The 22,454-nt window shown below is 70.2% G+C and carries 22 protein-coding genes; 13 read left to right on the top strand and 9 right to left on the bottom strand.

Annotated features, from left to right (window positions below):
- Window positions 1-233: 233 nt before the first annotated feature.
- Both BIV24_RS25150 and BIV24_RS25145 read right to left on the bottom strand, forming a co-directional pair.
- Window positions 234-1,160: a helix-turn-helix transcriptional regulator gene (locus BIV24_RS25150; protein WP_245766935.1), complete on the bottom strand. Its 927-nt coding sequence runs from the start codon at window positions 1,158-1,160 to the stop codon at window positions 234-236.
- A gap of 93 nt (window positions 1,161-1,253) precedes the next feature.
- Entirely contained in the window at window positions 1,254-1,706 is a 453-nt protein-coding gene (locus BIV24_RS25145) for an ATP-binding protein (protein WP_177198813.1), read from the bottom strand.
- 168 nt (window positions 1,707-1,874) lie between these two features.
- Between BIV24_RS25145 and BIV24_RS25140 the strand changes: the two genes are divergently transcribed.
- From BIV24_RS25140 to tyrS, 5 genes are all read left to right on the top strand, one after another.
- Window positions 1,875-2,726 (top strand): helix-turn-helix domain-containing protein, encoded by an 852-nt coding sequence (locus BIV24_RS25140; protein WP_071368711.1) that lies wholly within the window; start codon window positions 1,875-1,877, stop codon window positions 2,724-2,726.
- Entirely contained in the window at window positions 2,723-2,977 is a 255-nt protein-coding gene (locus BIV24_RS25135; protein WP_071368710.1) for a DUF397 domain-containing protein, read from the top strand. The genes BIV24_RS25140 and BIV24_RS25135 overlap by 4 nt, the downstream gene beginning before the upstream one ends.
- Before the next feature lie 139 nt (window positions 2,978-3,116).
- Window positions 3,117-4,640: a TldD/PmbA family protein gene (locus BIV24_RS25130; RefSeq protein ID WP_071368709.1), complete on the top strand. Its 1,524-nt coding sequence runs from the start codon at window positions 3,117-3,119 to the stop codon at window positions 4,638-4,640.
- 168 nt (window positions 4,641-4,808) lie between these two features.
- Entirely contained in the window at window positions 4,809-6,203 is a 1,395-nt protein-coding gene (locus BIV24_RS25125) for a TldD/PmbA family protein (protein ID WP_071368708.1), read from the top strand.
- A gap of 58 nt (window positions 6,204-6,261) precedes the next feature.
- A complete protein-coding gene (gene tyrS / locus BIV24_RS25120; protein ID WP_071368707.1) occupies window positions 6,262-7,530 on the top strand; it encodes a tyrosine--tRNA ligase in 1,269 nt (422 codons plus the stop codon).
- 60 nt (window positions 7,531-7,590) lie between these two features.
- Here the strand turns inward: tyrS and BIV24_RS25115 are convergent, their stop codons facing one another.
- Window positions 7,591-7,872 carry a GlsB/YeaQ/YmgE family stress response membrane protein gene (locus tag BIV24_RS25115; protein WP_071368706.1) on the bottom strand — a complete coding sequence of 94 codons (282 nt, stop codon included), beginning with the start codon at window positions 7,870-7,872 and terminating at the stop codon, window positions 7,591-7,593.
- 246 nt (window positions 7,873-8,118) lie between these two features.
- Between BIV24_RS25115 and BIV24_RS25110 the strand changes: the two genes are divergently transcribed.
- A complete protein-coding gene (locus tag BIV24_RS25110; protein ID WP_071368705.1) occupies window positions 8,119-8,562 on the top strand; it encodes a DUF3099 domain-containing protein in 444 nt (147 codons plus the stop codon).
- A gap of 228 nt (window positions 8,563-8,790) precedes the next feature.
- Window positions 8,791-9,030, top strand: a complete 240-nt coding sequence (locus tag BIV24_RS25105) for a hypothetical protein (protein ID WP_071368704.1) — start codon at window positions 8,791-8,793, stop codon at window positions 9,028-9,030.
- Between the two features lies 1 nt (window position 9,031).
- Here the strand turns inward: BIV24_RS25105 and moaA are convergent, their stop codons facing one another.
- The 3 genes from moaA to BIV24_RS25090 all read right to left on the bottom strand — a co-directional run bounded on the left by moaA (window position 9,032) and on the right by BIV24_RS25090 (window position 12,171).
- Window positions 9,032-10,021: a GTP 3',8-cyclase MoaA gene (moaA, locus tag BIV24_RS25100; protein ID WP_071368703.1), complete on the bottom strand. Its 990-nt coding sequence runs from the start codon at window positions 10,019-10,021 to the stop codon at window positions 9,032-9,034.
- A 177-nt stretch (window positions 10,022-10,198) separates the two neighbouring features.
- Entirely contained in the window at window positions 10,199-11,818 is a 1,620-nt protein-coding gene (locus BIV24_RS25095; protein WP_071368702.1) for a solute symporter family protein, read from the bottom strand.
- The gene (locus BIV24_RS25090; RefSeq protein ID WP_071368701.1) at window positions 11,815-12,171 is read right to left on the bottom strand and encodes a DUF485 domain-containing protein; all 357 of its coding nucleotides are present in this window, start codon (window positions 12,169-12,171) and stop codon (window positions 11,815-11,817) included. The genes BIV24_RS25095 and BIV24_RS25090 overlap by 4 nt, the downstream gene beginning before the upstream one ends.
- A gap of 367 nt (window positions 12,172-12,538) precedes the next feature.
- On the opposite strand from BIV24_RS25090, the gene BIV24_RS25085 reads away from it, so the two are divergent.
- The 4 genes from BIV24_RS25085 to BIV24_RS25070 all read left to right on the top strand — a co-directional run bounded on the left by BIV24_RS25085 (window position 12,539) and on the right by BIV24_RS25070 (window position 18,285).
- Window positions 12,539-14,062: a S8 family serine peptidase gene (locus tag BIV24_RS25085; protein WP_071368700.1), complete on the top strand. Its 1,524-nt coding sequence runs from the start codon at window positions 12,539-12,541 to the stop codon at window positions 14,060-14,062.
- A gap of 71 nt (window positions 14,063-14,133) precedes the next feature.
- On the top strand, window positions 14,134-15,654 hold the full coding sequence (locus BIV24_RS25080; RefSeq protein WP_071368699.1) for a S8 family serine peptidase: 1,521 nt from the start codon (window positions 14,134-14,136) through the stop codon (window positions 15,652-15,654).
- An 81-nt stretch (window positions 15,655-15,735) separates the two neighbouring features.
- Window positions 15,736-17,115, top strand: coding sequence for a CoA transferase (locus BIV24_RS25075; RefSeq protein WP_071368719.1), 1,380 nt, complete (start codon window positions 15,736-15,738; stop codon window positions 17,113-17,115).
- Between the two features lie 126 nt (window positions 17,116-17,241).
- On the top strand, window positions 17,242-18,285 hold the full coding sequence (locus tag BIV24_RS25070; RefSeq protein WP_071368698.1) for a CopD family protein: 1,044 nt from the start codon (window positions 17,242-17,244) through the stop codon (window positions 18,283-18,285).
- A gap of 131 nt (window positions 18,286-18,416) precedes the next feature.
- Here BIV24_RS25070 and BIV24_RS25065 read toward each other — a convergent pair whose 3' ends face one another.
- The 3 genes from BIV24_RS25065 to BIV24_RS25055 form a co-directional block, all read right to left on the bottom strand.
- Entirely contained in the window at window positions 18,417-19,130 is a 714-nt protein-coding gene (locus tag BIV24_RS25065) for a lysoplasmalogenase (protein WP_079168510.1), read from the bottom strand.
- On the bottom strand, window positions 19,127-20,002 hold the full coding sequence (locus BIV24_RS25060; RefSeq protein ID WP_071368696.1) for a sterol desaturase family protein: 876 nt from the start codon (window positions 20,000-20,002) through the stop codon (window positions 19,127-19,129). The genes BIV24_RS25065 and BIV24_RS25060 overlap by 4 nt, the downstream gene beginning before the upstream one ends.
- Window positions 20,003-20,139: 137 nt before the next feature.
- Window positions 20,140-20,838, bottom strand: coding sequence for a VIT1/CCC1 transporter family protein (locus tag BIV24_RS25055; RefSeq protein WP_425442591.1), 699 nt, complete (start codon window positions 20,836-20,838; stop codon window positions 20,140-20,142).
- Between the two features lie 194 nt (window positions 20,839-21,032).
- On the opposite strand from BIV24_RS25055, the gene BIV24_RS25050 reads away from it, so the two are divergent.
- On the top strand, window positions 21,033-22,010 hold the full coding sequence (locus BIV24_RS25050) for a DEDDh family exonuclease (RefSeq protein ID WP_071368718.1): 978 nt from the start codon (window positions 21,033-21,035) through the stop codon (window positions 22,008-22,010).
- Between the two features lie 78 nt (window positions 22,011-22,088).
- A complete protein-coding gene (locus tag BIV24_RS25045; RefSeq protein ID WP_079168513.1) occupies window positions 22,089-22,322 on the top strand; it encodes a hypothetical protein in 234 nt (77 codons plus the stop codon).
- Window positions 22,323-22,454 lie beyond the last annotated feature (132 nt).

The following is a 22,454-nucleotide window of genomic DNA, read 5'->3' as shown; positions in this document are numbered from 1 at the left end:
GGGCGGGGGTGGGTACGGGGGCGGTCGGGCGGGACGCGGGGGGCCGGTTCGTACGCGCTCGGTTCACGTTCTTGCCGTTCCTGCGGCCTGTGCGCCGTTTGCTGGCCATGCCCCTACCGTAGGGCGGCCGAAATCCCTGCCGCCGGGTAATCCAGTGGGATCACCGCTACGTGTGCATGCAGTACAGGGGCGGTGACCGTCAGCCGGAAGAGGCGCGCGCGGAGCGGCCGGGCTCAGTCCAGACCGACCGGTGTGATCGGCGTGACGGGGGTGTCGTCCAGGCCGTTGGTCTGGATGAGCAGGAGGTCTCCGACTGTCGCGTCGCGACCCAGGCCGAGGCTGGAGACCGGGACCGCTCCTGGAGCCTTGGCCGTACCGACGGGCTGGAGGCGTAGTTCGCCCGCAGCCCCCTGGAAGGCCAGCACCGCCCACACCTCGTCGTGTCCGATCCGGGACACGACCCTGCTCAGCCGGTCGGGGAGGACCGCGCACACGACCGTGAGTCTCTGTTGCTCCATCCGCGGGATCGCCGCGATCCGCTCCAGCACACCAGGAAAGGCCAGAGTGCCCTCCAACAGTCGCTGGACGGTCTCTCGCTCCTGGTCCCGACCGTCCCCGGCGCCGGCCGCGGCGAAGTGGACCAGGGGGAGGCCGTCGTCCAGGGTGCGCTGCCACTTGGGCAGCATGAAGTCGATGGTCAAGGCCTCGTCACGGGTGGGTGTGTGCACACCGTCGCCCTCACCGAACTGGGCGAGCCATGCATTGACATCTCCCCAACGCCATACCGGTGAGCGTCCCGCGATCCCTTCTGGGTCCGGGAAGGGCAGCATGCCCTGCCGCCGCTCGCCGTTCACCCACTGCTGGACGTTCTGCCGCGAACGCTCCGCACGCTCCGCGATGTCCGAGACGCCGACGAGGTCGGGGTCGGTGCGCAGCAGGCGCAGACCGGGCAGGCACGCGCGTAGCCGAACGACGATGCGGTGGGCGGCGTCGATCGCGTTGGCCCCGCTTTCGGCGACATCCAGAAAATGCCGACCACGATGGCGGGTCAGCAACCCGTCGAAGGTCTCGTGGACGATCCCGACAGCCTCGTCGTCGTCCACGCTGATCCCGTCCACGACGAAGTGGAACTCGTACTCCATGACGCCCCAGCCCCCCATGCGTGTGCCTGTCGCTCCTGGTTCCTGTAGTCCAGCGCCTTTCGCTCCAGGGAACGCCCCCTGGAGCTAGCCTCACCGAGTCCGGCACCGTTGTCAATTGACAACACGAGTCAACGCGCACTCCGCCCACACGGTCTTGCCCGGTCCGGTGCGTTCACGGACGCCCCACCGTTCGGCGAGAGTTTCCACGAGGAGGAGGCCCCTGCCCCCGTCGCCGTCCGCGGGGTCCGGGATCGAGTCCGGTGGCTTCGGGCGCCCCGGGTGGGTGTCGGACACCTCGACGCGTACGAAGTCGGCGTCACGGTCGCAGCGCAGCCGCAGTTCGAAGTCCCGTCCGGGGACGCGGCCGTGCAGGACGGCGTTGGCGGCGAGTTCGGCGACGACGAGGGCGACGACTTCGGAGGACGGACTGCCGTACGGCACGCCCCACAGGTCGAGCTGGTGCACGGCCAGCCGACGCGCGAGTCGCGCTCCGCGCCGGGTGGCGGAGAACCGCTGGACGAACACACTTACGGTAACGGCCTCTTGGGCGTGTGGTGCTGGCATGCGGCCAACGTTCCGGATACGCCCACCCCGCCAACAGGAACGAAACCCATACAGACGCGCTTGTATCAGTGCACACTCTGGACTGGGTGGGTAACTCACCGTGACGCTTCCCTGGTTGGGCGGGTTGAGCGAAGACCGGTGACAACGTGAGCACGGGAGGGCACGGCGATGACGGCAGACCATGACGGAGGCGGCGGTGCGAACCACGAACCCGAACTCTCCGACAGTCTCAAGACGTTCGGCGCGGTACTCAAGGCACTGCGGGAGGAATCCGGCCTGACGCAGGAGGAGTTCGCGGTACGTGTCCAGTACTCGGCCGCGTACGTGGCCAAGATCGAGCAGGGGAAGCGGTTCCCGCCGACGGATCTGCCCGCGTGCGCGGAGGAGGTACTGGGAGCGGCCGGGGCCAAGGTTCTCGGCGCGGCGGCAAGGAGCCTGACGAGGAGGGCGGGGCTGGCGTCCTGGTTCCGGCAGTGGGCGGGGATCGAAGAGGAGGCCATCTCCTTGTACGCGTATGAGTGCCAGGCGGTTCCGGGACTGTTGCAGCCCGAGGAGTACGCGAAGGCGGTGTTTGAGCGCAACCTGCCGCCGCTCACGGACGAGCAGATCGAACGACAGGTATTCGCGCGGCTGGAGCGGCAAGAGGTGCTGACAACGCGACCGAACACCGCCTTCAGCTTCATCATCGAACAGGGGGTTCTTGAGCGGTGCGTTGGGGGAAGCACCGTCACCCGGGAAGTCATCGACCACCTTCTCCAGGTGGGGCAGCGACACAACGTCGAGATCCAACTCATGCCACTCCGACAGGAAGAACACTGCGGCGTGGAAGGCCATATGTACCTCGCCGAAACACCGACCCACCAGTGGATCGGCTACACCGAAGGGCAGCGGTCGAGCACGCTGATCCCCGCTCCCAAAGACGTAAGCGTGCTCCTCCAGCGCTATGGCAAGCTGCGTTCACAGGCCCTGGATTGCCGGGCTACCGTGAAGCTGCTGGAACAGATGCGAGGAGCGCTATGAGCACCGAACTGGCCTGGTTCAAGAGCAGTTACAGCGGCGGAGAAGGGGGCAACTGCGTCGAAGTAGCCGTGAGCTGGTTCAAGAGCAGCTACAGCGGCAGCGAGGGCGACAACTGCGTCGAGGTCGCCGTACACCCCGAAGCAATCCACATCCGCGACTCCAAGGACAAGGGCATCCGTCCCCTAGCCGTCACGCCAACCGCTTGGGCGGCGTTCACAGCACTCGCGGCAGGCACGTCCCTGGACGGCTGAACCAACGTCATACGCGATGTCGCGGGCGGGCACGGGAGTTGGTCCCGTGCCCGCCCGCGTTTCGGGAACCCGGCCAGTGAGACGTGCTTGACTTCCTGCTACGGCCATCACAGGAGAGAACGTCGAAGGGATCCCACCCGTGCCCCATGAAGTCGATCAGTCATTCCTGGCCCTCCCCCTACGCCCCCTCGCCGACGCCGCGCTCGCCCGCGCGCGGTCGCTCGGGGCCGAGCACGCGGACTTCCGGTTCGAGCGGGTGCGCAGCGCCGCGTGGCGGCTGCGCGACGGCAAGCCCTCCGGGTCGTCGGACACCACCGACCTCGGATACGCGGTGCGGGTCGTGCACGGCGGGACCTGGGGCTTCGCCTCGGGTGTCGATCTCACCCAGGACGCCGCCGCCAAGGTCGCCTCGCAGGCCGTGGCGATGGCCAGGCTGTCGGCGCAGGTGATCAAGGCGGCGGGGTCCGACGAGCGGGTGGCGCTGGCGGGCGAGCCGGTGCACGCCGAGAAGACCTGGGTCTCGTCGTACGACATCGACCCCTTCACCGTGCCCGACGAGGAGAAGACGGGGCTGCTGGCGGACTGGAGCGCCCGGCTGCTCACGGCCGACGGCGTCAGCCATGTGGACGCCTCACTGCTGACCGTCCACGAGAACAAGTTCTACGCCGACACCGCGGGGACGGTGACCACCCAGCAGCGGGTGCGGCTGCACCCGCAGCTCACCGCGGTCTCGGTCGACGGGTCGACGGGCGAGTTCGACTCGATGCGTACCCTCGCGCCGCCGGTCGGCCGCGGCTGGGAGTATCTGACCGGCACCGGCTGGGACTGGGACTCGGAGCTGGAGCAGATCCCGGACCTGCTCGCCGAGAAGATGCGCGCGCCGAGCGTCGAGGCGGGCGTGTACGACCTGGTGGTCGCCCCGTCCAACCTGTGGCTGACCATTCACGAGTCCATCGGACACGCCACCGAGCTGGACCGGGCGCTCGGCTATGAGGCCGCGTACGCGGGTACGTCCTTCGCCACCTTCGACAAGCTGGGCAAGCTGAAGTACGGCTCCGAGCTGATGAACGTCACCGGCGACCGCACCGCCGAGCACGGCCTGGCGACCATCGGGTACGACGACGAGGGCGTAGCGGGCCAGTCCTGGGACCTCGTCAAGGACGGAACGCTCGTCGGCTACCAGCTTGACCGGCGCATCGCGAAGCTGACCGGGTTCGAGCGGTCCAACGGCTGCGCGTACGCCGACTCGCCCTCGCACGTGCCGGTGCAGCGCATGGCCAACGTGTCCCTGCAGCCGGCTCCGGCCGGGCTGTCCACCGAGGATCTGATCGGGGGCGTGGACCGCGGGATCTACGTCGTCGGCGACCGGTCCTGGTCGATCGACATGCAGCGGTACAACTTCCAGTTCACGGCGCAGCGGTTCTTCAGGATCGAGAACGGGCGGATCACCGGTCAGCTGCGTGATGTCGCCTACCAGGCGACGACCACCGACTTCTGGGGCTCCATGGCCGCCGTCGGCGGTCCGCAGACATATGTCCTCGGTGGTGCCTTCAACTGCGGCAAGGCCCAGCCGGGTCAGGTCGCGGCCGTCTCCCACGGCTGCCCGTCGGCCCTCTTCAAGGGCGTCAACGTCCTCAACACCACGCAGGAGGCCGGCCGATGAGCGTCAGCCGTGGAATCGGCCGGGGGTCCGGGGGTTGTCCCCCGGGAAGACACAGTCTCAACACCACGCAGGAGGCCGGCCGATGAGCGTCAGCTGGGGAATCGGCCGGGGGTCCGGGGGTTGTCCCCCGGGAAAGCACAGTCTCAACACCACGCAGGAGGCCGGCCGATGAGCGCTCACACGAACAAGCCGCACGAGATCGTGGAGCGTGCCCTCGAACTGTCCCGCGCCGACGGGTGCGTCGTCATCGCCGACGAGCACTCCAGCGCCAATCTGCGGTGGGCGGGCAACGCGCTGACCACGAACGGTGTCACACGCGGGCGCACCCTCACCGTCATCGCGACCGTCGACGGCAAGGAGGGCACGGCGTCCGGGGTCGTCTCCCGCTCGGCCGTCACCGCCGACGACCTGGAGTCGCTGGTACGGGCCGCGGAGGCCGCCGCACGCGGCGCGGGGCCCGCCGAGGACGCGCAGCCGCTGGTGACAGGGGTGCCTCAGGCGCCCGACTTCACCGACGCACCCGCCGAGACGTCGTCCGCCGTCTTCGCGGACTTCGCGCCGGCGCTCGGGGAGGCGTTCGCACGCGCGCGTGCGGGCGGCCGGGAACTGTACGGCTTCGCCCACCACGAACTCGTGTCGACCTATGTCGGTACGTCGGCGGGGCTGCGTCTGCGCCACGACCAGCCGAACGGCACCCTGGAGGTCAACGCCAAGTCTCCGGACCGCACCCGCTCGGCGTGGGCGGGACGGTCGACCCGGGACTTCAAGGACGTCGACCCGGCGGCGCTGGACACGGAGCTGGCGCGGCGGCTGGGATGGGCGGAGCGCAGGATCGAGCTGCCCGCGGGCCGGTACGAGACGCTGCTGCCGCCGACCGCGGTCGCGGACCTGCTGATCTACCAGCTGTGGTCGTCGGCGGCCCGGGACGCGGCCGAGGGCCGTACGGTCTTCAGCAGGCCCGGCGGCGGCACGCGCATCGGCGAGAAGCTCTCCCGGCTGCCGCTGACCCTGCGCAGCGATCCCCACGAGCCGGGCCTTGAGACATCCCCCTTCGTCATCGCGCACGCTTCCGGCGACGACGCGTCGGTGTTCGACAACGGGCTGCCGCTGCAGGCCACCGACTGGATCGGCGACGGCGAGCTGAAGCATCTGACGAGCACGCGGCACAGCGCGGCCCTGACCGGCCTTCCGGTCACACCCTCGATCGGCAACCTGATCCTGGACGGGGGCTCCGACCGCTCCCTGGAGGACATGGTCGCGGGCACCGAGCGCGGTCTGCTGCTGACCTGCCTCTGGTACATCCGCGAGGTCGATCCGGCGACCCTGCTGCTCACCGGCCTGACCCGGGACGGGGTCTACCTCGTCGAGAACGGCGAGGTCACCGGCGAGGTCAACAACTTCCGCTTCAACGAATCCCCGGTCGACCTGCTGGGCCGCGCGAGCGAGGCGGGGCGTTCGGAAAAGACATTGCCGCGCGAGTGGAGCGATTGGTTCACTCGAACCGCGATGCCTCCCCTGCGGGTGCCCGACTTCAACATGAGCTCTGTCAGCCAGGGCGTATAACCTCGTAGGCGGCTGTCACCCGACCGCCCACAAGATCACCTGAGGAGACACGAGAACCGTGACGGACATCGTCGACGAGCTGAAGTGGCGCGGGCTGTTCGCCCTGTCCACTGATGAGGACGCTTTGCGCAAGGCGCTCGCGGACGGTCCCGTCACGTTCTATTGCGGCTACGACCCGACCGCGCCGTCCCTGCACGTGGGGCACCTGGTGCAGGTGCTCACCATGCGCCGGCTCCAGCGGGCCGGCCACCGGCCGCTGGCGCTGGTGGGCGGTGCCACGGGCCAGATCGGTGACCCGCGTCCGACCGCGGAGCGCACGCTGAACGACCCGGAGACCGTCGCCGGCTGGGTCGAGAAGCTGCGCCGCCAGATCGAGCCGTTCCTCTCCTTCGAGGGGGACAACGCGGCGGTGCTGGTCAACAACCTCGACTGGACCGAAGGCCTGTCCGCGATCGAGTTCCTCCGGGACATCGGCAAGCACTTCCGTGTCAACAAGATGCTGACCAAGGACTCCGTCTCCCGGCGCCTGGAGTCCTCCGAAGGCATCAGCTACACCGAGTTCAGCTACCAGCTCCTGCAGGGCATGGACTTCCTCCAGCTCTACCGGAGGCACGGCTGCACGCTCCAGCAGGGCGGCAGCGACCAGTGGGGCAACCTCACGGCGGGCCTGGACCTGATCCACAAGCTGGAGCCCAGCGCGACGGTGCACGCCCTGGCGACGCCGCTGATGACGAAGGCGGACGGCACCAAGTTCGGCAAGACCGAGGGCGGGGCCGTCTGGCTCGACCCCGAGATGACGACGCCGTACGCGTTCTACCAGTTCTGGCTGAACGTGGACGACCGGGACATCTCGCCTTACATGCGGATCCTGTCCTTCAAGTCCCGCGAGGAGCTGGAGGAGCTGGAGGAGCAGACCGAGGAGCGCCCGCAGGCCCGTGCCGCGCAGCGCGCGCTGGCCGAGGAGCTGACCACGCTGGTGCACGGCGCCGACCAGACGGCCGCCGTGATCGCCGCGTCCAAGGCCCTCTTCGGCCAGGGCGACCTGGGCGGTCTCGACGCCAAGACGCTGGCGGCGGCCCTTTCCGAGGTGCCGCACATCCAGGTCGCCGAGCTCGCCCCGGTGGTCGACCTGTTCGCCGAGGTGGGTCTGGTGGCCAGCAAGTCGGCCGCGCGGCGCACGGTGAAGGAGGGCGGCGCGTACGTGAACAACGTCAAGGTGACCGCCGAGGACGCCGTCCCCGCCACGGAGGACCTGCTGCACGGGCGCTGGCTGGTGCTGCGCCGCGGCAAGAAGAACCTGGCCGCGGTCGAGGTCACGGGCGCCTGAGGCGTTCCTGTACGTCCTGAAAGGGGGCGGCCCACCGGGGCCGCCCCCTTTCCTGCGGTGTCACGCTCTCTGCCGCTGTCTGCCGCCCTTCCTCGCCAGGTACACCGTCTCACCGAGGAAGACGAACAGGACCGCGGCGGCGATCTGGAGGCCGTGGCGGCCCCAGTCGATGCCGGGGGTGCCGGCGATACCGATGGCGCGGGCGACCGCATTACCGACGATGCCGCCGATCATGCCCATGAGTGTGGTCAGCCAGATCGGGCTGTGCTGCTTTCCCGGAAGTATCAGTTTGGCGATGGTGCCCAGCACGAATCCGACGATGATCGCCCACAACCAGCCCATGACTGCCTCCTGGTACGGCTCGACGCGAGCAGTACGCCCAGTCTCGGCGTGTAGGCCATACGGCGCATGTCGGGCAGGCCGCTACGTGACGGTGCGCAGTGTGGTCGCGCAGACAGAGGGCGCCCCGGTCTCGAAGGCGGCGGAGGCGCGGCGTAACGTTGTCGGTGTGTGAGCCCGGTTGCGGCCGGGTCGCAGACGGCATACGCGGGCCGGGGAGAGTCCGAGGCAGGCGGGTGGTGGAGTGTGATGCGGAAGCTGAACCACGGTGGTGGCGCCCCGGTGTTCCGGATCACCGGTGCCCGGCAGGGTCTCGCGGCGGATGTGCGCGGCCGGCAGCGCCGTTATGTCATCTCGATGAGCGTGCGCACGTTGGCGGTGATCCTCGCGGCCACCCTGTGGAACGTCGAGCGTCCCGTCGCCATCGTTGCGCTGGTCCTGGGGGCCGTCCTTCCCTATATCGCGGTCGTCATCGCCAACGCGGGACGTGAGAACGCGCCGGGTCTCCCGTCCACATTCGTCACCACCCCGATGCGTCCCATGATCGCGCCGTCGGACGATGAGGGCCCCTCCGTTTCGCACGGAACCGGGGATGGAGCAGGCGCCGCGGAATCCGCCCCGGAAGACGCCGCGGAATCCGCCCCGGCCGAGCCTGCGGCCGGATTCCGGAGCGAACCGGGCGAGCGGACCTGACCGCGGCGGATCGCCGGACATCGCCCGGACGCGGAATTGCATCCCGTGTCAGGCCCAGGAAAAGCTGAGATCAATCATGTTGTTCCGGTGCCGGGCAGCGGGTGACCCATGACATACTTCGTACGCGCTCCGCATCCCCCGTCGGAGCGACAGACCGACGCCGGGCAGCTCCCCCCGTGGCTGCTCGGCGTCGCCTTTTGCCGGTCCGGGACGGGGTAGGGTCGGGACGTGACCGTCCCTGATCATGATGCGCCGATCTGCTCCGCCAGGGGCTGCCGCGCCGCCGCCGTGTGGGTGCTCGCGTGGAACAACCCGAAGATCCACACTCCGGAGCGCCGCAAGACGTGGCTCGCCTGCGAGGAGCACCGGGAGCACCTGTCGAAGTTCCTGGGCGTGCGGGGGTTCCTGAAGGACGTCGTCAGGCTGGAGGACTGGAAGTCTCCCGAAAGCGGCTCGCCGGCGGGCTGAGTCACCCGCCGATCGCGGACATCGGCCGCTGAGGCTGCAGGAATGACGGATCGTCCAGGCCCGAGCCCGCCTTCTTTCCCCACATCGCGAGCCGCCAGACCCGGGCGATCTCCTCGTCGGGCGCACCGGAGCGGAGTGCCGCGCGCAGGTCGGTCTCCTCGGTGGCGAACAGGCAGGTGCGGATCTGTCCGTCGGCCGTCAGCCGGGTGCGGTCGCAGGCCGCACAGAACGGGCGGGTGACCGAGGCGATCACCCCGACGCGGTGCGGGCCGCCGTCGACGATCCAGCGTTCGGCCGGGGCGGAGCCGCGCGCGTCGGCGCCCTCGGGGGTCAGCTCGAAACGCGCGCGCAGTGCGGCCAGGATGTCCCCCGCGGTGACCATGCCCTCGCGCTTCCAGCCGTGCTGGGCGTCCAGGGGCATCTGCTCGATGAAGCGCAGCTCGTAGTCATGCTCGACCGCCCAGGCGAGCAGGTCCGGGGCCTCGTCGTCGTTCAGGCCCGGCATCAGGACGGAGTTGACCTTGACGGGGGTCAGGCCCGCCTCGCGGGCGGCCCTCAGGCCCTCGATGACGTCCTTGTGGCGGTCCCGGCGGGTGAGGGCCTTGAAGACGTCCGGGCGGAGGGTGTCCAGCGAGACGTTCACCCGGTCGAGGCCTGCGGCTTTCAGGGCCGCGGCCGTGCGGCCCAGGCCGATGCCGTTCGTGGTGAGGGACATCCGGGGGCGCGGCCGCAGCGCGGCGACCCGCTCGACGATGCCGACCAGGCCGGGGCGGAGCAGGGGCTCGCCTCCCGTGAAGCGGACCTCCTCGATGCCGAGGGAGGTGACCGCGACGCCGATCAGGCGGACGATCTCGTCGTCCGTGAGCAGATCGGGCTTGGCCAGCCACTGCAGGCCCTCCTCGGGCATGCAGTACGTGCATCGCAGATTGCACCGGTCGGTCAGCGATACCCGCAGGTCGGTGGCCACCCGGCCGTAGGTGTCGATGAGCACGTGGGCCCCCTCCCTCGTCGCGGATCACTCGTCTTCCGTTAGGTGCGAGCGTACGTGACACCGCTGACATCGACATCGCCTCGGCGCACAGCGCGTCAAGCGCGCGAATACGCCGCGGCCGCGGCGTGGGGATCCCTACGCCGCGGCCGTCGGTGCGAACCGGTCAGTGCGCGCCGGTCAGTGCGCGCCGGTGCCGGTCAGGGACCGGACCTCCAGCTCCGCGTACTTGCCGGGGTCCGGCTGCTCCTTGGACAGCAGTGTGCCCAGCCAGCCCAGCAGGAAGCCGACCGGGATGGAGATGATGCCGGGGTTCTCCAGCGGGAACCAGTGGAAGTCGACGTCCGGGAACATCGACGTCGGCTTGCCGGAGACCACCGGGGAGAACAGCACCAGACCGACCGCGGTGACCAGGCCGCCGTAGATCGACCACAACGCGCCCGCGGTCGTGAACCGCTTCCAGAAGAGGCTGTAGAGGATCGTCGGCAGGTTGGCGGAGGCGGCGACGGCGAAGGCGAGGGCGACCAGACCGGCGACGTTCAGGTCGCGCGCGAGGGCGCCCAGCACGATGGACACGGCGCCGATGCCGACCGTCGCCCAGCGGGCCGCGCGCATCTCCTGCTTCTCGCCGGCCTGGCCCTTCTTGATGACGTTCGCGTAGATGTCGTGCGCGAACGAGGAGGACGAGGCCAGGGTGAGCCCGGCGACGACCGCGAGGATGGTGGCGAAGGCGACCGCCGAGATGGAGGCCAGCAGGATCGCCCCCCAACTGGAGTCCGTGCCTCCCAGGTGCAGGGCGAGCAGGGGCGCCGCCGTGTTGCCCGCCTTGTTGGAGGCGATGATCTCGTCCGGTTTGATGAGGGCGGCGGCACCGAAACCGAGGGAGAGAGTCATCAGGTAGAAGGCGCCGATCAGGCCGATCGCCCAGTTCACCGACTTCCGGGCGGCCTTGGCGGTGGGCACCGTGTAGAAGCGGATCAGAATGTGCGGCAGGCCCGCGGTGCCCAGAACGAGGGCGATGCCGAGCGAGATGAAGTCCAGCTTGGTGGTGCCGGTGGCACCGTACTTCAGGCCGGGCTCCAGGAAGGCCGAGCCCTTTCCGCTGTTGTCGGCGGCCTTGCCGAGCAGGTCGGAGATGTTGAAGTTGAACTTCAGCAGGACCAGGAAGGTCAGCAGCAGGGCACCCGCGATCAGCAGGACCGCCTTGACCATCTGCACCCAGGTGGTGCCCTTCATACCGCCGATGGTGACGTAGACGATCATCAGGACGCCGACCAGGGCGACGATGCCGATCTTGCCGCCGTCGCTGGTGATGCCGAGCAGCAGGGAGACCAGGACGCCCGCGCCCGCCATCTGAGCGAGCAGGTAGAAGATCGACACGACGATGGTGGAGGTGCCGGCCGCCGTGCGGACCGGGCGCTGGCGCATGCGGTACGCCAGCACGTCGCCCATGGTGTAGCGGCCGGAGTTGCGCAGCGGCTCGGCGACCAGGAGCAGGGCGACCAGCCAGGCGACCAGGAAGCCGATGGAGTACAGGAAGCCGTCGTACCCGAAGAGGGCGATCGCGCCCGCGATGCCGAGGAAGGACGCGGCGGACATGTAGTCGCCGGAGACGGCGAGGCCGTTCTGGAAGGCGGTGAACTGGCGGCCGCCCGCGTAGAAGTCGGCGGCGTCCTTGGTCTGGCGGCCCGCCCAGATGGTGATGACGAGGGTCGCCACCACGAACACCGCGAACAAGGTGATGATCAGCGGCCGGTGCTTGCTCGCCTCACCGGCTGCCAGGATCACTGCGTGGTTCATGCGCCGCCCTCCATACGGGACTTGATGGCCTCGGCCTTGGGGTCGAGCTTGGCGGCGGCGTGCCGTGCGTACCACCAGGCGATCAGGAACGTGCTGAGGAACTGGGCGAGGCCGAGCACCAGGGCGACGTTGACGTTGCCGAAGAGCTTGGTGCCCATGAAGCCGCCGGCGTAGTTCGACAGCAGGACATAGACGAGGTACCAGGCGATGAACGCCACGGTCAGCGGAAAGGCGAACGAGCGGTGGGAGCTGCGCAGTTCACCGAATTCCGCGCCCTCCTGGACCGCGACGAACTCTTCGGTGGACGGCAGGCGGTGCTCGGTCTTCGAGGGGGGAGGTGCATCGGTAGCCACGGTGTCTCCTCGCGTAACGGGTGCGGTGACGGCGGCCGTCGGCGGCGAGTGCGGGTTCGCCGTCGGGGACGGGTCGGGTACGGGCATACGGTCCTCAAAGTGATCTGAATCACGTGACGGAATGTGACGATATCGCTTCTCTATGTAATACGGGAAGGGGCATCGATCGCCCCGGCTCCCCCTGCCCAAGGTCACGGCGCCACACGTGGACCGGTTCAACTCCCTTTACTTCTTTCGCACATACTTGCCAAAACCCATTGCTGACCAGCCTGGATGCCGGATAGCTTCGCTCTGCACCACCGTCATGTACCTGCCGGGCGTCAGCGCGTCCCGGTTCGTTCACGTACCCGGATGATGTGGAGACCCCATGGCTCACCTGCCTTCCCGACGCCGTCTCGCCCTGGCTGTGCCGGTCGTGTTGTCGCTCACCGCCTCCCTGGGCTTCCTGCCCGGTGCGGCGTCGGCCGCCCCACGCACCACCACCGCACAGACCGCCTCCGGCGTCGAACTTGCCTATGTGGTCAACACTCAGACGGACCGTCACACGATCTCGGCGGTGCAAGCGGCGATATCCAAGGCCGGCGGCACCATCGTGGAGACGTACGACAAGATCGGCGTGATCGTCGCCCACTCCGCGAACCCGGACTTCGCCAAGTCCCTGCGTACCGTCCGCGGGGTGCAGTCCGCGGGCGCGACCCGGACCGCGCCGGTGACCGCCGCGGGCACGACGGACGAGGGCTCCGCGCAGTACCTGACGAAGGCGGAGGCGGCGAAGCTCGCCGCTCAGAGCACGGCACCGGGCCAGGAGCCCCTGGAGGCCGAGCAGTGGGACCTGCGCGCGATAGGCGCCGACAAGGCCGCCAAGATCAACCCGGGGAGCCGCGACGTCACGGTCGCCGTCATCGACACCGGCGTCGACGACACCCACCCCAACCTCGCCCCGAACTTCTCCGCCTCCCAGTCCGCGAGTTGCGTGGGCGGCAAGGCCGACACCTCCTACGGCGCCTGGCGGCCCGCGGACCCCGGCCACTACCACGGCACGCATGTCGCCGGTGAGATCGCCGCGGCTCGCAACGGCACCGGCGTCGCCGGTGTCGCCCCGAACGTCAAGGTCTCCGGCATCAGGGTGGCCGACCCGGTCAGTGAGCTCTTCTACCCCGAGAGTGTCGTCTGCGCGTTCGTGTTCGCCGCCGACCACGGCGTCGAGATCACCAACAACAGCTACTACGTGGACCCGTGGCGCTACAACTGCATGGACGACCCGGACCAGCGGGCCGTCGTCGACGCGGTCAACCGCGCCCAGCTGTACGCCCAGCGCAAGGGCACCCTCAGCGTCGCCTCGGCGGGCAACTCCAACGACGACCTCGCCTCGCACGCCATCCTCGACCCCTCCAGCCCCAACGACACGACCCCGGCGGACCGCACGGTCGACCCGCACAAGTGCCTTGACATCCCGACCCAGTTGGAGGGGGTCGTCACGGTCAGCGCGACCGGGCCCACCAACGTCAAGTCCTACTACTCCAGTTACGGAAACCACGTCGTCGACGTCGCGGGGCCGGGCGGCGACAAGTACGTGAGCGCGGACACGCCGTCCAAGAACGGCCGCATCCTCTCCACGATGCCGAACGGCGAGTACGCCTTCCTGCAGGGCACCTCGATGGCGGCGCCGCACGTCGCGGGCGTGGCCGCGCTGCTCAAGTCCAAGCACCCGCACGCGACTCCGGCGCAGCTCCAGGCGCTCCTGAAGGCCCAGGCGGACAACCCGGGCTGCCCGAAGGACCCCTACGACTACAACGGCGACGGGGTCGTGGACGCGACCTGCGAGGGCGGCAAGCGCGTGAACGGGTTCTACGGCTTCGGCATCGTCAACGCCCTTCGGGCCGTCAAGTAGCCGCATCCATCCACGTGTCGATCTTCCGCACGCATGGAACCGCTAGTACCGCAAAACGAACTGGAGCCCCAATGACAGCGCCGCGCAAGCGTTCCCGTCGTCTCGTCGCCCTTCCGCTGGGAATGGCCATGGCAACCGCCTTCGCCTTCCTGCCGAGCATCACCGCGTCGGCGGCGGAGGCGGCCCCGAAGGCCTCGGCGGCCGACGCGGCCACCCTCAGCTACGTCGTCAACATACCCACCGGACAAGGGCCGTCCGCGACGGTGAAGAAGGCCATCGCCGACGCGGGCGGCACGATCACGATCGCGTACGACCAGATCGGCGTGATCGTCGTCCACTCCTCGAACCCCGACTTCGCACGGACCATCCGCAAGGTTCCGGGCGTGCAGTCGGCCGGTGCCACCCGCACCGCGCCGCTTGCCACGCAGTCGACCACCGACATCGGCGTGACGAAGGAGCTCACCGCCGAGGAGGTCGCGAACGCCCAGGCCGCCGACGGCCAGGACCCGCTGGAGTCGTTGCAGTGGGACCTGCCCGCCATCAAGGCGGACAAGGCGCACGAGAAGACGCTCGGCAGCCACGACGTCACCGTCGCCGTCATCGACACCGGCGTCGACGACACCCACCCCGACCTCGCGCCGAACTTCAACCGCGACGCGTCCGTCAACTGCGTGTCGGGCAAGCCGAACACCGCCGACGGCGCCTGGCGGCCGAGCGCCACGGAGAGCAACCACGGCACGCATGTCGCGGGTGAGATCGCGGCCGCCAAGAACGGCATCGGCATGACGGGCGTCGCACCCGGCGTGCAGGTCGCCGGCATCAAGGTGTCCAACCCGGACGGCTACTTCTACACCGAGGCCGTGGTCTGCGGCTTCGTCTGGGCGGCCGAGCACCACGTGGACGTCACCAACAACAGCTATTACACCGACCCCTGGAACTTCAACTGCCTCGACGACGCCGACCAGAAGGCGCTCGTCGACGCCATCACCCGGGCCTCGCAGTACGCGGAGCACAAGGGCACGGTCAACGTCGCGGCCGCGGGCAACGAGAACTACGACCTGGACGCGGACTCCATCACCGACCCCGTCTCCCCGAACGACGGCGCGTCGGGTGACCGGGTGATCGACCCGCACAAGTGCTTCGACATCCCGACCCAGCTGCCCGGTGTGGTGACCGTGGCCGCGACCGGTGCGAAGGGCATCAAGTCGTCGTTCTCCAACTACGGTCTGAACGTCATCGACGTCGCCGCGCCGGGAGGCGACTCCACCGCGTACCAGCCCCCGGCCGCGCCGGCCACCAGCGGTCTGATCCTCGGCACGCTGCCCGGCGGCAAGTGGGGCTACAAGGCGGGCACGTCGATGGCGTCCCCGCACGTCGCGGGGGTGGCCGCCCTCATCAAGTCGACGCACCCGAACGCCACCGCCGGCCAGGTGAAGGCCCTGCTGTACTCCCAGGCCGACGCCACGCCGTGCACGGACCCGTACGACATCAACTCCGACGGCAAGATCGACGCCGTGTGCCTCGGGTCCAAGAACCACAACGGGTTCTACGGGGCGGGGATCGTGAACGCGCTGAACGCCGTGACGAAGTAAGGGTCGTCCGTACGCAAGGGGCCGGGCCGTCGCCCGGCCCCTTCCGTCATGTTGATCCAGTACACACGGCAGAGTGATCTCATGAGGTATACGAACACCGCATGGGCGGCACTGGGCGGGGACCCCGCACTGTTGTCGCGGATATCGACCGTCATACGGGACGGGGCGCTGCCGGCACGTCTGCCCGTGCGGGAGATGGCGCGGGCCTGTGTCGGGACGTGTGCGCTGGCCGCCGCCGAATGGGGCGCCCGGCGGGCCGGGTTGCCGGTCGTGCCTCACGTCCTGGTCGACGACGGGGCCGTGGCCACCGCCTTCCACAGCGAGCGGCATCTGCTGGTCGACGGCCGTGAACCGGTCAACTTCGCGCCGCTGTCCCGTTTCTGGCCCACGGCGGACGGCTGGGTGCGCACCCACGCGAACTATCCGCATCACCGGACGCGGCTGCTGGCCGCCCTGGGGCTGCCGGCTCAGGCGTCCGTGGCGGACGTGGCCGCCGCCCTCGCCGAGCGGCCGGCCGTCGAGGCCGAGGAGAGCGTGTACGCGGCCGGAGGGCTCGCGGTCGCGCTGCGCACCCCCGAGCAGTGGGCGGCGCACGAGCAGGGACGCACCGTCGCCGCTCACCCGCTGGTGGGCCGGGAACGGCTCGACACGGCACCCGAACGACCGCTTCGGCCGTCGACCGCAACGCCGCTGCTGCCCGCGGCGGGCCTGCGCGTCCTGGACCTCACCCGGGTCATCGCGGGCCCCGTGGCCACCCGCACGCTGGCCCTGCTCGGTGCGGACGTCCTGCGCGTCGACAGCCCTCACCTTCCCGAACTCCCCGACCAGCACGCCGACATGGACACCGGTAAGCGGTCCACCGTCCTCGCTCTGGCGGCGCCCGCAGACCGCCGCACCTTCGAGGAGCTGCTGGCGGAGGCCGACGTGGTCGTCACCGGCTACCGGCCCGCCGCGCTCGACCGGTTCGGGCTCACCCCCGAGCAGCTGGCGGAGCGGCGGCCCGGGCTGGTGGTGGCGCAGTTGTCGGCGTGGGGCGGGTACGGGCCCTGGGGCGAGCGGCGCGGCTTCGACAGCCTGGTGCAGGTCGCCACCGGCATAGCCGTGACCGAGGGGTCGGCAGAGCGGCCGGGCGCACTGCCCGCGCAGGCCCTCGACCACGGTACGGGGTATCTGCTGGCCGCCGCGGTCCTGCGGTCCCTCACCGAACAGACCGAGGAGGGCGGAAGCCGGGTCGTACGCCTGGCGCTGGCGCGGACAGCAGCCTGGCTGACGAACGGGGCCGCCCGGGCTGCCGGACAGGCGCGGGCGGTGTACCGCGGCCCGGACCCCTGGCTGGCCGAGACCGACAGCGTGCTGGGACGGCTCAGGTACGCCCTGCCGCCGGTCCGCTTCGCCGGCGGCCCGACCGACTGGGCACGACCGCCGGGAGCATGGGGCGCGGATCGGGCGCGCTGGGAGTGAGCACGGACAGCCGGCGTCGGGATCCGGACGGTATTCGGCCGGAAGCATACGGAGAGCCGGAACGCCGCTCTCCTGGTTGATTTACTGAGGTTGCCCGCTTCCGTGGCGACTCGCGAGTATCCAGAGATGAGTCCCATACGATCGACAGCGGATTCCAACGACCGTGACGCGCAAGCGTCTTCCGGGTCCGTCGCGGGCCCCGCGCCCCGGCCCTCCGCACGTCGAGCCGTTCTGGTGCTCGCTTTCGTCACGACCGCCACCCTGATACCGCTTGTCGGCCCCTCGGCCACGCTGCACGGCACGGGTGAGGCGGCAGCGCCCGGAGTCGGCGGCATAGGTCTGCTGCGCACCGTGCTGCTCGTGTCGTTGTGCATCCCCGCGGGCGAACTCCTCGTCGCCCGGCTGGCCTCTCGGGTGCCGGGCGCGCCCCCGGCGGCCGTGCCGCGAAGTTGGGCGCCCTACGCGGCCTGTGCGGGTTTCGTCGCCGCGCTGGGGCTCGCGTCGGTCGTGGCCACCGGCAATCTGGTTCCGCACTCTCTCGGCCAGATCGATGTCGGCGGGCTGTACCGGACGCGGGACGGCGCGCTGGCGCTCCTGGAGGTCAACGCCTTCCTCGTGGCCGGGCTGTGCGCCCTGTCGCGCCGGGCGTCCCTCCAGGTGTGGCCGCCGGCAGCGGTGATCGTCGCCGAGGCGCTGCGGGCCCACCCCACGACGGAGCACAGCCCTCTGGTGGGCTCCGGCCTGACGCTCGTTCACCTCATCTGCGGAACGCTGTGGCTGGGCGGGCTGCTGTACGTCCTGCGCACACTGCGGCACTGGCGTACCGCCCCCCGGGCGGGCGCCGCGTTGCTGGGCCTCTACGCGCGCGTGGCGGCCGTTCTGCTCGCCGCGCTCACCGCGACAGGCACCTGGAGTTCGCTGCGCCGTATGCCGCGCGAGACGATCCTCGACCAGCTGACGCAGACCGCGTACGGCCGCACCCTGCTCGCCAAACTACTGCTCGTGGCCGTCGTCGCCGTGCTGGCCCTGGTCGCGCGCCTGCGTCTGCGGCGCGCCGCGGACCCGCTCGGCGCCTGTACTCCCGCGCGTGCGGAGGTGGTGGCGCTGGGCCTGGTCGTCGCGGTGTCGGGGCTGCTGACGGCGCTGCCGCTGCCGATCCGCTGGTCTTGATCAGCCGCCGGTGAGGAGCATCCGCGCGGGGCGGGCGGTCCGCACCCACTGCTCGGTGCGGACCGCTTCGGTCATCGCGTGCGCTCCCTGGCCGCCGGTGAGTTCGTGCGACCCTGGCGCCGGGCCGGCGCTCAGGCAGTGACCGAGGGCGCTTCACGGTACGCCGGCGCCGGCTCCCGTCGTGCGTCGAGGGCGCCCCGGGCCAGCAGGGCCTGCGCGACGGCGTAGGTGAGCATGACCCACAGGTCGGGCCGCGGAAGCTGCGGCCACTCGGCGATGCCGGTCGCGATGAGCGTGTCGGAGAGCAGGAACAGCGCGCCACCGACGCCCACGACGGGCCCGAGCCGGGTGGAGCCGCACGCCATCGCGGTGAGCAGCAGGCTGTAGCCCGTGACGGGGATGCGCAGGTCGGCCGGGAGGCCGGGCCACAGCAAGGCGACGAGGACGACGAGGGCGGCGCCGTAGACGCCGGCGACCCATGCTCCACGCGCGTGTGCAGTGCCGTACCGCGCGAAGTAGACGAGATAGCAGACGTGCCCCGCCGCGAAGGAGCCCATCCCGGCGAGGAAGGCGGCGTCGGCGTGGAACAGCAGCAGGACGTCGCCGCCCCACCCGAGGAGCAGTGCCGCGACCAGGAGGCGCGGCCCGCCGCGCACGCACGCGTAGAGCGCGAGCAGCGGTATCAGAAGGGGCTTGGCGACGATGTGGCCGAGGGCGTATCCGGCGGCGAGGCAGGAGAGGTCGACGGCGACGGCGAACCAGAACAGAGAGAGGAGCATGCGGGCGAGGCGTTCGGCCCGCGGCAGCTCATGCCCTTCCGCGGGCCGCTCTCCGCGGAGCCTCATGCGACGGGCCCGTCGACGGCGGCGGCCGGGGACACGGCCCGGTCCGCGGGGTGCCAGCCGGGGCCGCGGAAGACACGTCCGGCGCGCTCGCTCCAGCCGGCCGCCGCCTTCACGTCCCGGGCGATGGCGACGTACTCGTGCGTGGCGACCTTCAGCGGGTTGTGTGTGTCGATGTTCTTGGTCAGCCCGTACACGGGCCGGTCGGTCTCGGGGACGAAGGACCCGAACAGCCGGTCCCAGACGATGAGGATCCCGCCGAAGTTGCGGTCCAGGTAGCCGCCCTGGGACGCATGGTGCACCCGGTGGTGCGACGGGGTGTTGAAGACGAACTCGAACCACCGGGGCATCCGGTCGATGCGCTCGGTGTGGATCCAGAACTGGTAGACGAGGTTCACCGAGGAGCAGAACGCCAGCGCGGCCGGGTGCACGCCGACGGCGACCAGGGGGAGGTAGAAGGGCCAGACGGTGAGCGACGTCCAGGGCTGGCGCAGCGCGGTGGTGAGGTTGAACTTCCGGCTGGAGTGGTGCACGACGTGGCAGGCCCACAGGATCCGGATGACGTGGTGACCGCGGTGGGACCAGTAGTAGAAGAAGTCCTGCGCGAGCAGCATGAGCAGGACGGTCCACCACAGCACAGGCACGCGCAGCGGCGTGAGCTCGTAGACGGCTGTGTAGATCGCGACGATCGGGAACTTCCACAGGAAGTCGAAGAAGAGGCTGCCCAGCCCCATGCCGACGCTCGTCGCCGCGTCCTTCGCCTCGTACCCGGCGTCGTCCTCGTCCGGATGGAGCCGGACGCTGACGATCTCGAGGACCGTGAGCAACAAGAAGGCTGGTATCGACCAGACCACGACGTCGGGAAGGTTCGGCATGGGGGAACCGTAGAGCGACCGGGCGGCCGGGGCCAGAGGCTGTTACTCACAAGTATTACCGGCGGTATGCGCTTGTTTATTGGTGATCTCCTCCAAACGGCGGGCCGGCCGAAGGACAGCTCCGCCGCGCCGCGGCCTCAGGCCCCGACCGCGCCCAGCAGCGACCCGGCCGCATAGGTGATGCCCATGGCCAGCGCCCCGCCCACCACGTTCCGCACCAGGGCCCGTCCCGGCCTGGCCGCGCCCAGTCGCGCGCTGGCCCATCCGGTGACGACGAGCGCGGCCAGGACGGATCCGACCGTCACAGGAAGCCGCGCGCCCTCGGGTGGCAGCACGATCGCCAGCAGCGGCAGCAGTGCTCCCACCGTGAACGCCAGGAAGCTCGCCCAGGCCGCGTGCCACGGGTTCGCCAACTCGTCGGGGTTGATGCCGAGTTCCACGCTGGCGTGAGCGCGCAGCGCGTCCCGTTCCGTCAACTGCAGCGCCGCCTCCCGGGCCACCTCCTGTGACAGGCCCCGCCTCTCCAGCAGTGCCGTCAGCTCCTCCAGTTCCTCCTGCGGCTGTTCCCTCAGTTCCCGCTTCTCCAGGGCCAGCGCCGCCCTCTCCGAGTCCCGCTGGGTCGACACCGACACGTATTCGCCCACCGCCATCGACATGGACCCGGCCAGCAGCCCGGCCAGACCGGCCGTCAGCAGCGCCGTGCGGTCACTCGTCGCGCCCGCAACACCGACCACGAGGCCCGCGGTGGAGACGATGCCGTCGTTCGCGCCGAGGACCGCCGCCCGCAGCCAGTTCAGCCGCGAGCCGAGCGCACCGCCGTGCGCTTCGTCGTGCATGCGTTGCGTCACACAGGGAGGATGACACCCCGGGAACTCCCGCCGCCGCACCGACTCGGCCCGCCGGCCCTCACCGGCCGGTCGCATCGGGCGGCACCGGCACGTCGAGGGGCCGTCCCGACTGGTCGTCACCTCGGGCCCTGAACGCACACCGCGGACGGCGCTGTCGGTGGCGGCCCGTATCCTCAGTGACCATGCTCGAAGACCGTACGACCGCAGCGTCCCCGGCCGCCTGGCCGACCGCGTATCCCGAGGGGTACGCGGTCGTCGACGTGGAGACCACCGGCCTGGCGCGGGACGACCGGATCATTTCGGCCGCCGTCTACCGGCTGGACGCACGCGGCGAGGTCGAGGACCACTGGTACACGCTGGTCAACCCGCAGCGCGACCCGGGCCCGGTATGGATCCACGGCCTGACGAGCACGATGCTCCAGGACGCGCCGCTCTTCCGGGACGTCGCCGAGGAGTTCGCCGCCCGGCTCGACGGCCGGGTGCTCGTCGCGCACAACGCGGTCTTCGACTGGTCGATGATCGCCCGGGAGTACGCGCGCGCGCAGTGCGTGGCGCCGGTCCGTCAGCGGTTGTGCACCATCGCGCTCTCCAAGGAGTTGGGCCTGCCGCTGGCCAATCACAAGCTGGAGACGCTGGCCGCGCACTTCGGCGTGGTCCAGCAGCGGGCGCACCACGCGCTGGACGACGCGCGCGTGCTGGCCGAGGCGTTCCAGCCGAGTCTGCATGCCGCCGCCCGGGACGGTGTGCGGCTGCCCCTGCTGGAGTGCCGCCCGCTGACCGAGTGGTCCGCCTCCCCGACGATCGGACAGCAGTCCCCCGGTGGCTACCGTCCGACCAGTTGGCGCCCCTCCCGCAAGCGTCCCGCCTGCCCCTACCCCAACCCTGGACGGTACGAAGAGGGCAAACGCCTCAAACAGGGCATGAGGGTGGCGTTCTCCGGGGACACCTCGATCGAACGCGAACTGCTGGAGGACCGCGCCGTCGAGGCGGGGCTGCACATCGCGACGAGCCTGTCCCGGCTCACCAGCCTGCTCGTCACCAACGACCCCGGCTCGGGCACGTCGAAGACGGTCAAGGCACGGCAGTACGGCACACCGGTGATCGACGAGGCGGCGTTCGGGCAGTTGCTCAGGGACGTGGAGCCGGCCTCGGGAGAGTGACCCCGCGGACGGGTGATTGCGCACGACTCGCCCGGCGCCCGCTCGCCCGCATCGCGGCGACGGCTCACCCTGTGGCGCATGGCACGTTGCGAGGTCTGCGGAAACGACTACGGCATGACGTTCGAGGTGCACGCGCAGGGCGCGGTGCATGTCTTCGACTGCTTCTCCTGCGCGATCCACCGGATGGCACCCATCTGCGAGCACTGTCGCGTCCAGATCATCGGCCAGGGCGTCGAGGTGGAGGGCCACTGGTACTGCGGCGCCCACTGTGCGCGCGCCGAGGGGAAGGCGGGGATCGTCGACAAGGTGTGAGCCGATGGCCCGTGACCGGGTCGTCGTCGTGTCCCGGGCCGCGGCGGCGCATGCCGTCTGGGGGCGCGACCAGCGGTGAACCCCGCCTCGGCCGGTCGTCAGCCCTCTACGGGGCCCCTCCCGCAGAGGGCT

Source organism: Streptomyces colonosanans (assembly GCF_001866645.1).
In the GTDB taxonomy this organism is placed as follows: domain Bacteria; phylum Actinomycetota; class Actinomycetes; order Streptomycetales; family Streptomycetaceae; genus Streptomyces; species Streptomyces colonosanans.
The sequence above is the reverse complement of the archived record's forward strand: the minus strand, read 5'-3'. Positions and strand labels throughout refer to the sequence as shown.

Coding starts and splice junctions, on each gene's coding strand:
- BIV24_RS25150 (WP_245766935.1), bottom strand. CDS start 1,160: ATGGGGGGCTGGGGCGTCATGGAGTACGAGTTCCACTTCGTCGTGGAC.
- BIV24_RS25145 (WP_177198813.1), bottom strand. CDS start 1,706: ATGCCAGCACCACACGCCCAAGAGGCCGTTACCGTAAGTGTGTTCGTC.
- BIV24_RS25140 (WP_071368711.1), top strand. CDS start 1,875: ATGACGGCAGACCATGACGGAGGCGGCGGTGCGAACCACGAACCCGAA.
- BIV24_RS25135 (WP_071368710.1), top strand. CDS start 2,723: ATGAGCACCGAACTGGCCTGGTTCAAGAGCAGTTACAGCGGCGGAGAA.
- BIV24_RS25125 (WP_071368708.1), top strand. CDS start 4,809: ATGAGCGCTCACACGAACAAGCCGCACGAGATCGTGGAGCGTGCCCTC.
- BIV24_RS25115 (WP_071368706.1), bottom strand. CDS start 7,872: ATGGGCTGGTTGTGGGCGATCATCGTCGGATTCGTGCTGGGCACCATC.
- BIV24_RS25110 (WP_071368705.1), top strand. CDS start 8,119: ATGCGGAAGCTGAACCACGGTGGTGGCGCCCCGGTGTTCCGGATCACC.
- BIV24_RS25095 (WP_071368702.1), bottom strand. CDS start 11,818: ATGAACCACGCAGTGATCCTGGCAGCCGGTGAGGCGAGCAAGCACCGG.
- BIV24_RS25085 (WP_071368700.1), top strand. CDS start 12,539: ATGGCTCACCTGCCTTCCCGACGCCGTCTCGCCCTGGCTGTGCCGGTC.
- BIV24_RS25080 (WP_071368699.1), top strand. CDS start 14,134: ATGACAGCGCCGCGCAAGCGTTCCCGTCGTCTCGTCGCCCTTCCGCTG.
- BIV24_RS25075 (WP_071368719.1), top strand. CDS start 15,736: ATGAGGTATACGAACACCGCATGGGCGGCACTGGGCGGGGACCCCGCA.
- BIV24_RS25070 (WP_071368698.1), top strand. CDS start 17,242: ATGAGTCCCATACGATCGACAGCGGATTCCAACGACCGTGACGCGCAA.
- BIV24_RS25065 (WP_079168510.1), bottom strand. CDS start 19,130: ATGAGGCTCCGCGGAGAGCGGCCCGCGGAAGGGCATGAGCTGCCGCGG.
- BIV24_RS25060 (WP_071368696.1), bottom strand. CDS start 20,002: ATGCCGAACCTTCCCGACGTCGTGGTCTGGTCGATACCAGCCTTCTTG.
- BIV24_RS25055 (WP_425442591.1), bottom strand. CDS start 20,838: ATGCACGACGAAGCGCACGGCGGTGCGCTCGGCTCGCGGCTGAACTGG.
- BIV24_RS25050 (WP_071368718.1), top strand. CDS start 21,033: ATGCTCGAAGACCGTACGACCGCAGCGTCCCCGGCCGCCTGGCCGACC.
- BIV24_RS25045 (WP_079168513.1), top strand. CDS start 22,089: ATGGCACGTTGCGAGGTCTGCGGAAACGACTACGGCATGACGTTCGAG.